General features: G+C 38.9%; 11 protein-coding genes and 1 tRNA gene. 9 read left to right on the plus strand and 3 right to left on the minus strand.

The window, feature by feature from the left end; all coding sequences use genetic code 11:
* The 3 genes from ATS71_RS18835 to ATS71_RS05665 form a co-directional block, all read left to right on the plus strand.
* On the plus strand, window positions 1-618 hold a 618-nt coding region (locus ATS71_RS18835), incomplete at its 5' end, for a SulP family inorganic anion transporter (RefSeq protein ID WP_235591418.1).
* A 244-nt stretch (window positions 619-862) separates the two neighbouring features.
* Window positions 863-1,936, plus strand: a complete 1,074-nt coding sequence (locus tag ATS71_RS05660; RefSeq protein WP_058403929.1) for a sensor histidine kinase — start codon at window positions 863-865, stop codon at window positions 1,934-1,936.
* Entirely contained in the window at window positions 1,933-2,757 is an 825-nt protein-coding gene (locus tag ATS71_RS05665) for a LytR/AlgR family response regulator transcription factor (protein ID WP_058403930.1), read from the plus strand. The genes ATS71_RS05660 and ATS71_RS05665 overlap by 4 nt, the downstream gene beginning before the upstream one ends.
* A 58-nt stretch (window positions 2,758-2,815) precedes the next feature.
* On the opposite strand, the gene pyk is transcribed toward ATS71_RS05665, so the two are convergent.
* Window positions 2,816-4,252, minus strand: a complete 1,437-nt coding sequence (gene pyk / locus ATS71_RS05670) for a pyruvate kinase (RefSeq protein WP_058403931.1) — start codon at window positions 4,250-4,252, stop codon at window positions 2,816-2,818.
* A gap of 378 nt (window positions 4,253-4,630) precedes the next feature.
* Between pyk and gndA the strand changes: the two genes are divergently transcribed.
* On the plus strand, window positions 4,631-6,004 hold the full coding sequence (gene gndA / locus ATS71_RS05675; RefSeq protein ID WP_058403932.1) for an NADP-dependent phosphogluconate dehydrogenase: 1,374 nt from the start codon (window positions 4,631-4,633) through the stop codon (window positions 6,002-6,004).
* 67 nt (window positions 6,005-6,071) lie between these two features.
* Here gndA and ansA read toward each other — a convergent pair whose 3' ends face one another.
* Together ansA and sppA are read right to left on the minus strand one after the other, a co-directional pair.
* Entirely contained in the window at window positions 6,072-7,082 is a 1,011-nt protein-coding gene (gene ansA, locus ATS71_RS05680; RefSeq protein WP_058403933.1) for an asparaginase, read from the minus strand.
* An 81-nt stretch (window positions 7,083-7,163) separates the two neighbouring features.
* Window positions 7,164-9,029, minus strand: a complete 1,866-nt coding sequence (gene sppA, locus ATS71_RS05685) for a signal peptide peptidase SppA (RefSeq protein WP_058403934.1) — start codon at window positions 9,027-9,029, stop codon at window positions 7,164-7,166.
* A gap of 288 nt (window positions 9,030-9,317) precedes the next feature.
* On the opposite strand from sppA, the gene ATS71_RS05690 reads away from it, so the two are divergent.
* The 5 genes from ATS71_RS05690 (at window position 9,318) to ATS71_RS05710 (ending at window position 13,644) form a co-directional block, all read left to right on the plus strand.
* Window positions 9,318-11,279 carry an oxidoreductase gene (locus ATS71_RS05690; protein WP_058403935.1) on the plus strand — a complete coding sequence of 654 codons (1,962 nt, stop codon included), beginning with the start codon at window positions 9,318-9,320 and terminating at the stop codon, window positions 11,277-11,279.
* 89 nt (window positions 11,280-11,368) lie between these two features.
* Window positions 11,369-12,052 (plus strand): HvfX family Cu-binding RiPP maturation protein, encoded by a 684-nt coding sequence (locus ATS71_RS05695; RefSeq protein ID WP_058403936.1) that lies wholly within the window; start codon window positions 11,369-11,371, stop codon window positions 12,050-12,052.
* A gap of 246 nt (window positions 12,053-12,298) precedes the next feature.
* The gene (locus ATS71_RS05700) at window positions 12,299-12,847 is read left to right on the plus strand and encodes an NAD(P)H nitroreductase (protein ID WP_058403937.1); all 549 of its coding nucleotides are present in this window, start codon (window positions 12,299-12,301) and stop codon (window positions 12,845-12,847) included.
* 203 nt (window positions 12,848-13,050) lie between these two features.
* Entirely contained in the window at window positions 13,051-13,428 is a 378-nt protein-coding gene (locus tag ATS71_RS05705) for a hypothetical protein (RefSeq protein WP_058403938.1), read from the plus strand.
* A gap of 125 nt (window positions 13,429-13,553) precedes the next feature.
* Window positions 13,554-13,644 (plus strand) — tRNA-Ser (locus ATS71_RS05710).
* Window positions 13,645-13,647 lie beyond the last annotated feature (3 nt).

Consider the following 13,647-nt stretch of genomic DNA (forward strand, 5'->3'; position numbering starts at 1 on the left):
TCGGGAATAAGTGCAGCCTTAATGCTGCTTGCGTTTATCATTTTTGCATCAAGCTTAATTGAAATGATCCCACTCGCTGCACTTGTGGGGGTTATGTTTATGGTTGTGCTTGGTACATTTGAATGGGCAAGCTTTAAAATGATGAAGCGCGTACCATTATCGGATGCCTTTGTAATCGTGTTGGTTTCGGGTGTAACCGTGATTACCGATTTAGCGATTGCAGTGTGTGTAGGTGTGATTGTGTCTGCACTTGTTTTTGCATGGCAACATGCTAAACATATCTACACAACAAACTACATTGATGAAGAAGGCTCAAAAGTATATGAGTTACATGGGCCATTATTTTTTGGTTCAGTTAAAAACTTTTCTGAATTATTTGATGTTAAAAATGACCCAGAGAACGTTATTGTAGAGTTTAAACATAGCCGTGTATCAGATCACAGTGCAATAGAGGCTATTGACGCATTAGCTGATAAATATACTAAAGCGGGTAAGCAGCTTCATTTGCGTCATTTAAGTAAAGACTGTACTCAGTTATTGCACAAAGCGCGTGATTTAGTTGAGGTCAATGTAATAGAAGATCCTACTTATAAAGTTGCGTCAGATAAACTAGCTTAAACACTAACTATCAACGTATTTATGAAAGCGAAAGGATAACACCTTTCGCTTTTTTATTGCGTGTGAGTATAGTTTGCGTTGATTGTATTAAAAACTAAGATAGGCGGTAGTGCTAAATATCCTCGTAAATCTATATAATAGATGACGATATTATTCAGTTTATTTATAAAACTATTTAGTTATTAATAAATACACACTAAAAATAGATTTTAAAGTAGTTACTATTTTGGAGACGATGTAAATTTTGAATTGGCAATCTTTAATTGATAACCGTCAGCGCTTTTTTTGGCTTTTGCAGATTGCGGGCTGGATAGGGTATGCGCTTGTCAATTACATTGGTTCTAAAGTATTTGAAATGCGTGATATTTACGTATTCGTTATATTATTAAATGCTTATGCTGGCTGTTTGATGACAGTACCACTTCGCTATATTTACCGTACAGTTTGGAATGCTTCACCTATAGTGCTTATGTTAGTGGTGTTTGGTGCATCTTATATTACGGGTACCTTATGGGCTGTTGTACAGAAGTTTAATCTATGGGAGATATATCGCCATGGTTACAGACCTGAAGAGTGGTTTTATTATCTTCAACAAGGTTTAGATTCGGTCTACATTATTTTATGTTGGAGTGGCTTATACTTTGGTGTTAAATATTATCAGCTATTACAAAGTGAACGTCAAAAAGCATTAAAAGCAACTACAATGGCGCACGAAGCCCAATTAAAAATGCTTAGATACCAGCTTAACCCGCATTTTTTATTCAATACGTTAAATGCTATTTCAACATTAGTTTTGGTAAAAGAAAATAAAGATGCTAACTTAATGGTGTCTAAATTAAGTGACTTTTTAAGGTATACCCTAAATACAGATCCCATAAAAAAGGTACCACTTGAGCAAGAGTTGCATGCGTTAAAATTATATTTAGATATTGAACGAGTTCGTTTTGATGAACGATTAAAAGTAAACATAGATGTAAGCGAACAAGCTAAGCAAGCATTAGTTCCTAGCCTTATACTGCAACCTATTATTGAAAACGCAATTAAATATGCGATTGCCCACTTATCTGAAGGTGGGGTAATAGATATTAAAGCCCAAGTGTTTGCTAACGAATTACTCCTTGAAGTGGGAGATAATGGGCCTGGCACCGAATTAGAAAATGGCAAGCTTGTTAACGCACAAGGTGTTGGTATTGCAAATACCAAAGATAGATTAAAAACGCTCTACGAAAATAATTATTCGTTTGTATTATCACATAATACGCCAAGTGGATTAAAGGTTAATCTGCGAGTGCCGTTTGAGAAGGCTGTGAAGAAATGATGAAAATCAGAACGCTTATTGTTGATGATGAACCATTAGCGCGCAAAGGCTTGGATGTAAGGCTTTCAGAATTTGATGACATTGAAGTTATTAAATTATGCAGTTCAGGTGCAGATGCAATAGAGACGTGTAAAAACGAAAAAATAGATTTAGTATTTTTAGATATTCAAATGCCAGGCATGAATGGCTTTGAAGTTGCTCGCGCGTTAAGTGAAAGCACTAAAATACTTCCGGCAATCGTGTTTGTTACCGCATTCGATCAATTTGCGGTGAAAGCATTTGAAATTCATGCATTGGATTACATTTTAAAACCCGTTGATGATAACAGACTAAAACAGGCGGTAGAAAAAGTGCATACCTATTTAAAAACGCAACAAGACAACGCCCATAAGAAAAAACTCGCGAGTTTTGTAGCTGGCATTACCGGAAATAATTGTGAAGAAATTCTCAAAAAACTGGCAACCGGTGATACTTTAGCTGATAAACGTTACCCAGAATCCTTAGCCGTAAAAGAGCAGGGCGAAATTATCCGTGTTCCAGCAGCAACTATTCAATGGGTTGACGCAGCCGGGGATTATATGTGCTTACATTGCCAAGATGGGCAAACACATATACTACGAAAAACAATGAAAGAACTTGAGCAAGAGCTAGACCCTCATTTATTTGTAAGGGTTCATCGCAGCGCAATTGTTAATACAAAACAAATCAGTAAATTAGTTACACAGGTCAGTGGTGAATATTTACTTGTTTTAGAGAATGGTCAAGAGCTAAAAGTTAGCCGTAGTTACCGTGATAAAGTAAAAGCAGCGTTGGCTAGTTAATATAAGTTTAAGAATATAAAATGCGAGCTAAACTCGCATTTTTTTTAGAAAACTTTAATTACTCAACAGTAACAATTTTCATTGTATTTGTTGCGCCCACAGTTTCCATTGAATCACCATGCGTTAAAATCACAGTATCACCTGAAGCCAATGAACCTTGAGCAACAAGTGTATCTAATGCTGCTTTAACCATTGCATCTTTTTCTGTTTGTGTTGAATCAAAAAACACCGGATAAACACCACGATAAAGCGCAGTTTGACCAAGTGTACTGGCATGACGTGACAACGAATAAATTGGTAAGCCAGAACTTATGCGTGACATCAGTTTTGCTGTGCTACCAGATTCAGTAAGTGTTACAATAGCCTTAACAGAATCTAAATGGTTTGCTGCATACATAGCCGATAGAGCAATTGATTCAGCATTATTAGAGAAACGACTATCTAAACGGTGTTTAGATACATGCGTTTCTTTTTGTGACTCAGCACCTAAACAAACGCGTGCCATAGTTGCTACCGTTTCTTCAGGGTAATCGCCAGCAGCTGTTTCTGCAGAAAGCATTACAGCATCAGTCCCATCAAGCACTGCGTTTGCAACATCCATTACTTCAGCACGTGTTGGCATTGGGTTATCGATCATCGATTCCATCATTTGCGTGGCTGTAACAACAGTACGGTTCAACGAACGTGCACGACGAATAATAAGCTTTTGCTTGCCCATTAGCGCAGCATCGCCAATTTCAACACCTAAGTCACCACGAGCAACCATTACAGCGTCCGAAGCAAGCACAATATCATCGATGGCTTCTTGTGTTTCTACAGCTTCAGCGCGTTCAATTTTTGCTAGAAGTTGAGCTTTAGAGCCAGCAGCTTCTGCTAATGAACGAACGTAACGCATGTCATCGCCACTTCGTGGGAAAGAAACCGCAATATAATCTACATCGATTTCTGCTGCTGTGATTAAGTCTTCTTTGTCTTTCTCGGTAAACGCTGGAGCTGTTAATCCACCACCCAAACGGTTAATCCCTTTGTTGTTTGATAAAACGCCTCCTACTGTAACAGTACAGTGAACGAGATGATCAACTACTTTATCAACCGTAAGTTGTATTAAACCATCATTTAAAAGAAGTAAATCGTTAGGAGATACGTCTTGTGGTAGCTCTTTGTAATCGATACCTACAGCGTTTACATCGCCTTGGCCTTTTTCCATTTTAGCATCAAGAATAAACTTAGCACCCACTGCTAGGGTTACTTTGCCTTCTTTAAACGTTGAAACTCGGATTTTAGGACCTTGAAGATCGGCAAGTATAGCAATGTGTTTGTTTAATCGTTTTGCAATATCACGAACTGCTTGTGCACGGTCTTTATGATCTTGAGCCACACCGTGTGAGAAGTTTAAACGTACTACGTTTGCGCCTGCGCGAATTATTTTTTCTAGGTTGTTATCTCTATCGGTAGCAGGCCCAAGGGTAGCGACTATTTTTGTGCGTCTTAGCATCAATTTCTCCTGTGTGCTTGGTGAAAGCAGGTTGACGGTTATTTTGTTTACGAAGAATACAGCTTAAAAAAGCAATATCTTAAGTTGTAGGCAAAGCTGAACGAATTGCCACTATTTTATACAAAACTATTGTGTCATCATTATGACACCGGTGTCAAAATGCGTCAATGATCTTAATTTCAAATAGCTGTGCTTTAAGTCACCCCTAGAGCATTGATGTTTGATATAATTACATAGCTTATTTATCTTTAATAAAAAAGCATGTTGTATTGGCTCATGGTTAGCATTTTATGACTGCATGAGTATAATGCACGCGGTATTATTTAATGAATACACTGAATTTTCTAACCAAATAGTTGTTACCGAGGAGGACACTAAATGCAAGTTGCATTAGTCGGGTTAGGCGTTATGGGGAAAAATCTTGCCCTAAACTTAATAGATAAAGGGATAACGCTTGTTGCTTATGACAAAAACCCACATGCGGGTGAAGAGTTAATAAGCTGTGCTAAATCTCAAGGCATGGCTGATAGACTTCACATTGTCTCTGATTTAGGAGACATGGTAAGGCGTTTAGAAGCACCTCGCTCTATTTTATTGCTTGTTCCTGCAGGTGAGTTAGTCGATACCGTTTGTAACGAACTGGTAGACGCAGGCGTAGAGTGTGATGATATTATAGTCGACTGTGGTAACAGTAATTATAAAGATGGTATTACTCGCAAGCTAAAGTTTCAAAACAAATTTGAGTTTGCCACTATGGGTATTTCAGGCGGAGCAGAAGGCGCTCGCCATGGTCCGGCAATGATGGCCAGTGGATCAGAAGGTGGCTGGGAACGCATTGAGCCATGGTTTGAAAAAGTAGCTGCAAGCTATAACGGTAGCTCTTGTTTTGCGCGTGTTGGCCAGTCAGCCAGTGGACACTTTGTGAAAATGGTTCATAACGGTATTGAATATGCGCTTATGCAACTAATTGCAGAGATGTATCAATTACTCCGCTTAGGTACTAACCGTTCTCCAAAAGAAGTCGCGGCAATATTTGACGAATGGTCAGAAGGGCAGTTGAATAGTTACTTACTCGCTATTTCTAGTCATATATTAACCCTTGAAAATGATAAAAATGTGCCTCTAGTAGACCTGATTGATAATAAAGTTGGCGCTAAAGGTACTGGTTTGTGGACGGCACAAAATGCACTTGAGTTAGGAATTGCAGTACCCTCACTGGTTGCTGCTGTTCAAGCTCGACATCTAACCAATGCATGCGATACAACTGCGGCACAAGAAATGACCTATGCTTCAAAATCAACTAATACCGTTGATATTGACCTTGAAGAGCTTAAAGATGCGTTTACGTTAGCGAGTCTTTTAGCTTATCGCCAAGGCCTTGCGTTAATTAAGGGAGCCTCTCGGACACATCAATGGAAGGTAGATCTTTCGAAAACATTACAAACTTGGCGTGCAGGTTGTATCATTCGAGCTGATTACCTTGACAGCGTAGCGCAAGGTGTCGAATTTATAGACTCGCTTGATAAAGAAGCCAATGCATTGCGTAAGGTAACAGGGCAAGCTGTTATGTCTGGCCTGGCGTTTCCAGTATTAAGCTCAACACAAACTTACTTAGCAACGCTAACAACACCAAGTAATGGGCACTTAGTTCAAGCCCAGCGTGATTACTTTGGTGAGCACGGCATTAAAACCCACAGCGGCGAGACATGTCACTTAACTGACTTAGTAGAGATTGACGCTAAGGTGCGCTAATTCATTATTAAACAAAAAAAGGCACGCTATACGCGTGCCTTTTTGATTTACAGATGCCTGTAATTGCTTATCGAGTTAATTCGCCGCGCATATTATCTTGCATTAAATGACGAATAGTTTCGATTTCTAGATTTTGGCTGAATAGGTAATGAAGTTTTGTTAAGCAGGCTTCTAATGTCATATCATAACCACTAATAACGCCAATATTTAACAATGCGTTGCCAGTTGCGTAACCGCCCATATTGACCTGACCTTTCAGGCATTGTGTTAGATTAACAATGATCATCCCTTTTTTACTTGCGTCACTTAGCACAGAAAGAAACTTATCGTCCTGAGGTGCATTGCCCACGCCAAAACTTAATAACACTAAGGCTTTAATGTTATCGTTTACAAGGCTTCTGACCACCTCGGTGCTTATTCCAGGGTATAAATAAAGCACGCCAATTGGTTGTGGCGTTATAGTGGTAACTTGAAGTTCATTTTCAACATAAGGGCTCAGTTGGCCTTTGATAAGTTGAATATTAATACCTGATAATGCAAGAGGCTCTAAATTTGGTGAAGCAAAAGCATCAAAACCATCTGCATGCGCTTTAGTGGCTCTATTACCTCTAAATAACTGGTTATTAAAAAACAAGCTTACTTCTGCAATTGGGTAGTTTGCAGCAAGATACATAGCATTTAATAAATTAACCTGTCCATCAGAACGAAGTTGAGAAAGCGGGATCTGTGAGCCGGTAACAATAACGGGCTTAGTTAAATTATCAAACATGAAGGAAAGTGCCGAGGCTGTATAGGCCATGGTATCGGTACCATGTAATACGACAAATCCATCGTATTGCTGATATTTGCTTTTTATATCATCGGCAATGAGCTGCCAATGTGCAGGAGACATGTCAGAAGAATCGATAAGAGGGCAGTATTCGTGAATATCAAACAAGGGCATTTCATCACGATTAAATTCAGCATTATTCATAACCGTTTCTGTTAAAAAACCTTCAGCGGGAATATAGCCGCGACTTGATTTTTTCATCCCTATGGTACCGCCTGTGTAAGCGATATATATGCGTTTACGTTTCATAAAAAAAGCCCAGTAAAAAAACTGGGCTTAGTATAACCTGTCGCTAAAGTAAATAAAGCAACGAGTGGTGCTTATGCACTTTTATTGTGCAACATTACATTCTAAACAGCGTGCGTATACACCTTGTGGATCGTTATAATCTTTAAGGTTTTCTAGTTCAGAACTTAACTGCTTCACTACGCTTTGTAAATTAGCTTGTGTTGCTAAAACCGATGGGGTAGTTGATTGTACTCCCAGCATGGACTGAACCGATGCGCTGCCAAAGATATCTTGCAGCATTTTTTCTTGCGGGCTTAAATCTTGAGTGATTGTTTTCACATCGTAGTTAGTTAATTTAGCAAGCGCGGCTGCAGCATCAATTGCATCTTGTTTGTCACCAAGTTTATCAATTAATCCCAGTTCAAGAGCTTGAGATGCGATCCAAACTCGACCTTGTGCAATTGCATCAACCTGCTCTGGTGTCATGCCTCGCGCTTGTGCAACAACATCTAAAAAGCGGCCATAAGCTTCTTCAACACTCATTTGAATGACTTGAGCCATTTTTTCGTTAAGCGGGCGAGTGACTGAAAAACCAGCCATTTCGGTAGTAGCAACACCGTCAGAATACACACCAATTTTTGATAATGTATTTTCAAATGTCATAAACGTACCAAACACGCCAATAGAGCCAGTAATCGTACTTGGTGCAGCCCAAATCTGATTAGCTGCAGATGCAATCCAATAACCACCAGAGGCGGCAACAGAGCTCATTGATGCAATTACAGGTTTACCAGCCGCTTTGAGCGCTAATACTTCAGCACGAATAACTTCTGAGGCAAACATACTACCGCCACCCGAATCAATACGCAGTACTACGGCTTTAACTTTATCGTCTAGTCGTGCTTTACGTAGTAAGGCTGCAGTAGAGTCGCCACCAATTTCGCCTGCTCTTCGCTCACCATCAACAATAGTGCCTCTCGCTACCACAACCGCTACTTTTTCAGTAATAGGGTTGTCAAATACAACAGGCGGTTTAACTAAACTTAGGTACTCACGAAATGACACTTGCTTAAATGTTTTACCATCTTCTTGCGCACCGACTAAGTCTATGAGTTGTTGGCGCACTTGTTGAGTCGTTTTAAGTGAATCAACCCATTGATTATCTAATGCGTATTTACCCGCATCACCGTTAGCTGCTTGCATTTTTTCTAAGTAAGCATCCATAGTTTCATCAAAGTTTGACTCATCAAATGGGCGAACTGAAGATACATCTTGCTTATATTCACTCCAAAGCGCACCCAACCATACTCGGTTTGCTTCTTTAGCTGCATCAGACATATCGTTACGAATAAAGGGCTCAACAGCTGATTTAAATGTACCAACACGGAAAATATGCTGCGTTACTTCTAGTTTTTCTAGTGCGTCTTTAAAATAAAGTGGATACATTCCGTAGCCTTCAATAGCGACACTACCGTAAGGGTGCATTGCTATTTCGTCAGCATGTGCAGCAATATAATACTGAGCTTGTGTGTAGTAGTAACCCGTAGCAATTACTTTTTTACCAGCCTGTTTGAAGCCTTCAATCGCGTTGGTAATTTGCTTAAGCTTGTTTAAATGCGCTTTAGGCATTTCTTGCAGGTCAAGCAGAAGTACACTAATTCGGCTATCTTTTGTTGCTTCATTTATAACTTCAATAACATCGTCAAGTAAAATTTCGCTTGGCTCATCGTTACCTGAGGTTGCATCATTTAAAGCGGCTTCAATAGGATCTATATATAATTTTTCTTCAACCAATGGACCATTTAGGTTTAATCGAAGAACAGAGCCTTCATCAACTATTATTTTGTCTTCGTCGCTTGAAATACCTGCAATAAATACAATAACAAGTAGCACAAACAAAAAGTTAATAATTAATCGACGAGAAAAGTTTATTCCAGCCCAAATACCTTTAAAAATTTTTGCTATCAAAATAGCTCCTTAATTTGGTACAGCTAATACATTTGTTTCATCTTATCCTAGAATAAATATAAATTTAACTGCTAAATCGTAACGAAGTGTTTATAAATACGTTTAAGATACCGAAAACAATGGGTTTATTATGCTATACATGCACGCATTAAATAGTAATTTTGATATAAGTACGTATTTTAAGCGTGGCTAAAGTATCAATTAAATACATGCAAATATTGCTTATTCGTTGTCGTTGAAGCAGAATTAGTGAATCTACACAGGTTAGACCAGTTAATGGGGCATAAGATGTTAGAACAACAACTACAATTAAAACACACACAATTACGAAACAGATTAGTTATGGGCTCAATGCATACGGGCCTTGAAGAGGGATGGCATAACAGAAAACGTTTACGTGCATTTTATGAGGCCCGCGCGAAGGGTGGTACTGCCATGCTCATAACAGGTGGCTATAGCCCGAACCTACGAGGTAAGTTAACGCCAATATCTTCTTCTTTTAACAGTTATTATGATGTTTTTAAGCACCGCGCATACACAGATGCTGTTCATAAGCATGGTGGGAAAATTTGTTTACAGTTACTGCATGCTGGTCGCTACGCTTATCATCCTTTCAATCAGGCACCTAGTGCTATTCAGGCTCCAATTAATCCTTACAAGCCTAAAGAAATGTCACTGAGCTCAATTAAAAAAACGATTAAAGACTTTGCACATTCTGCTTATATGGCAGAAAAAGCAGGTTACGACGGTGTTGAGGTAATGGGCTCTGAAGGGTACTTAATTAACGAGTTTATGGCGCCGCATACAAACAAACGTACTGATGAGTTTGGTGGTAGCCTAGAAAACCGCATGCGTTTAGCACTGGAAATAGTAAAAGCGGTTAGGGCAAAAGTTTCAGATAAATTTTTAATCATATTTAGATTATCTGTAATGGATTTAATCCCTAATGGTTCAACGCCAGATGAAGTTGTTATTCAAGCCACTGAGCTTGAAAAAGCCGGGGTTGATATTTTTAACACAGGTATTGGCTGGCATGAAGCACGCGTTCCTACAATTGCTAGCATGGTTCCACCAGGGGCTTTTAAAGAAGCGTCTAAGCGCTTAAAAAGTGTTGTTAGCGTTCCAGTCATTGCGGTTAACCGCATTAACACACCTGACATTGCAAATGATATATTAAATGCTGGTGAAGCCGACCTTATATCAATGGCTAGACCTTTATTAGCTGATCCTGAGTTTTTTAATAAATACCAAAACGATCAAACCAAACAAATTAATATTTGTATTGGCTGTAACCAGGGTTGTTTAGATCATGTATTTAAAAATAAACGTGCAACCTGTTTAGTTAACCCGCAAGCTGCCTTTGAACTTGACTACCCGCTCGATAAAGCCACAATCTCAAAAAACGTACTTGTTGTGGGGGCTGGCCCGGCTGGCTTATCTGCAAGTTGTTATTTAGCTCAGAAAGGTCATAAGGTCACTTTGATTGACCAAAAATCGCAAATGGGTGGCCAATTTAATTTAGCCATGCAAATACCTGGTAAAGAAGACTTTAATCATACACTGGCATACTTTATTAATGAGCTAGAACGTTTAGATGTATCGGTTAAACTTGAAACGTCTTACAACGAGTCAATGCTGACACAGTTTGATGACATTGTTTTTGCAACGGGTGTTCGCCCCCGTGAGGCGTCAATTAAATGTAGCGATGACAAACGCGTATTTGCATACGATGAAGTAATTCGTGGCGAAGTCGAGTTAGGTAATTCTATTGCTATATTAGGTGCTGGCGGTATTGGTTTTGATATGGTGGCATTTTTAAGTGAGCATAAATCGCAAACCATTGATGAATTTAAAACACAATGGGGAATTGAATGTGAACCGCAACCACACAAAGACGACCGCCAGTTGTACATGTTAAAAAGAAGTTCAGGCCGATTTGGTAGTGAACTTGGTAAAACAACAGGTTGGATCCATCGTCAAGTCGCTAAGCAACATGGTGTAAAACAAATTGCAGATTGTCAGTATCAGAGCTTTGACAGCAATGGTTTAACTATTACAGTTGGTGGTGAAACTCAGGTGTTACCTGTCGACACTGTTATTGCGTGTATTGGTCAAGTTTCAAATGATGAAGTTGTAAAGCCCCATGCTGAAAACGCAAAAGTACACGTGATTGGCGGTGCAAAACTCGCTGCTGCAATTGATGCTAAGCGTGCTATTTTTGAAGCGCTTCAAATAGCGAGATCTATTTAAGCCTTAGATAGATTGAAAGAGTTTACCTGTTCATGCGGTCTTGGTTGTTTATAGTCTATAACTAAATAAACACAGCACTCAGGAAACGCATGAACACACTAACCCACCTATACGAATCAGCAATAGGTAAACTATTTTTTTTAGATGGTTTACCTTCTTTACTTTTCAGACTAATTTTAGCGCCAGTGATGATTATTGCCGGATACAATAAGCTTGCTATAAGTGGTGAAGCCGACGGTTTTTTAAACAGCTTATTAGCGTCACCTGATATTGTGCAATGGTTTGGGAATAGTGAATGGGGCTTAGGCTTACCATTTCCTGATTTACTCGCATTTTTAGCTGGTTGGAGCGAATTTTTGGGAGGCTGGCTTTTATTATTTGGCCTTTTTACTCGCCTAGTTAGTATCCCGCTTATGTTTACCATGGTTGTTGCTGCAACATCAGTGCATTGGCACAATGGCTGGTTTGCAATAGCACCTACTAATCCTGACACGAGTGCAGCTCAGGTACTCGATTGGTTATCAATCCCTGGTGCAAAAGAAAGTCTCGAAAACTCACTTGAAGTACAAGAGCGAATTGGCAAAATTCGCGCAATAGTGGAAGAACACGGTTTTCCTGAGTATTTGTACGAGAAAGGCAAACCTTCAATTCTAAACAATGGGATTGAATTTGCTGCCATTTACTTTGCTATGCTGCTTAGTTTATTTTTCACTGGAGGTGGGCGCTTTGTAAGCGTTGATTATTGGATAAAGCGAACAATCAGCAAAGAATAGGGTGTTTCAACATACTTGAACGGCCATATAAATATTTTAAACGGCCGTTTTTTGTATATGCTATATAACCTCATTGGGTATTTATAGCTTATGCATATCTTTTCACAATTTTACAAATCGAATTCACCTCATCAAAAATAGTTTTTTATGAAAAGGCTTAATTAATTATAACGAGCGAGATAACCAAATTGGTAATACTAAGGTTTTAAATGCTATTCTAGCGTTTTGAATTTTTGAGTTATTTTTATGGATGCTATTGAGCTTTTACTTACTCGCCAATCTGATTCTAAACTTACTGAACCTGGCCCATCACCTGAACAGCTTGATATAATAAAACAGGCAGCACTGCGTGTTCCCGATCATGGTTGTATTGCACCGTGGCAGTTTATCCTGGTTCAAGGGGATGCTCGCATAAAGCTAGGTGAAATGTATTATCAATGCGCTTTAGCAGAGCAACAATCAGAAAAAGTGGTTAATCGTGCTAAAGATCTTCCTCTTCGAGCACCTGTAATCATCATTGCTATTGCTAAATATGAAGAACATCCAAAAGTACCACGCATAGAACAAATACAAAGTGCAGGGTGTAGCGTGCTTGCAATGCAACAAGCTGCATTTGCACAGGGGTTAGGTGGTGTGTGGCGCACGGGTTACTTTGCGCAAAGTAATGCGGTTAAGCAAGCGCTCAATTTAAATGAATTAGATGAAATTGTGGGATATTTATACATAGGTACTCCAGCTGTCGATTGTAAAAAGTCGCCACGGCATAAGCCTGAAAGTTATTTTACTAATTTATAAACAAGGGTGAACTTTTAGATAATGTGATGGTCACTTATAAATGAGTATAAAATTTAGTCACTACTATTCTGCAGTGACATGCTGTTAGAAGTGCACGGAAGCTAAATAAGCTAATAATTCTTCTGCAGATTGTTTTTTAATCGGTTGTTTTTTGATAATGTATGGAGAGTCTCAAAATAACAATGATAAAGAAGACTTAATTTATGGGAAATTTATTTTTACGTGAAAAAGAAAATTGGCTTGCTTGGTCTATATGGGGGCTTTTGGGGGCGTTTGTTACGTTATATGTAGCAATGAGTACAAATGCAACTCCATTTATTGCAGGTTCGGCCGTAAGTGTATTAGTTCTACTTACTTGGTGGATGCAGCAATCAAAGCGATTCGATTTTGGGCGCGCCTTCAAAGTGTGCTGTTACGTGCTTATGTTAAGTATTTTACCTGCTTTTATGTTTGTAATTGTACCAAGCGACGAATTAAACCGTTTTGATCTAATTTTTCAAGGGGTCACTTTTTTCTCATTGAGTTTACTGGTATGCCTACTATGCTCATGGATTGCTCGTAGACCTAAGCAATATTATTAATCTCATTAACAGCACGATGTTGCTGCCATTGGTATGTAGTTTTTTAAGTCATTAAACAAAATTTTATATTTTTTACATTTAATGCTTTACAAATAATGAGATAAACCCTATTATTCGCGCCGTACGGAGAGATGGCAGAGTGGTCGAATGCACCGGTCTTGAAAACCGGCATAGGTTTGTAGCCTATCTAGGGTTCAAATCCCTATCTCTCCACCATTA

Source organism: Pseudoalteromonas sp. H71, from assembly GCF_001468485.1.
Taxonomy (GTDB): domain Bacteria; phylum Pseudomonadota; class Gammaproteobacteria; order Enterobacterales; family Alteromonadaceae; genus Pseudoalteromonas.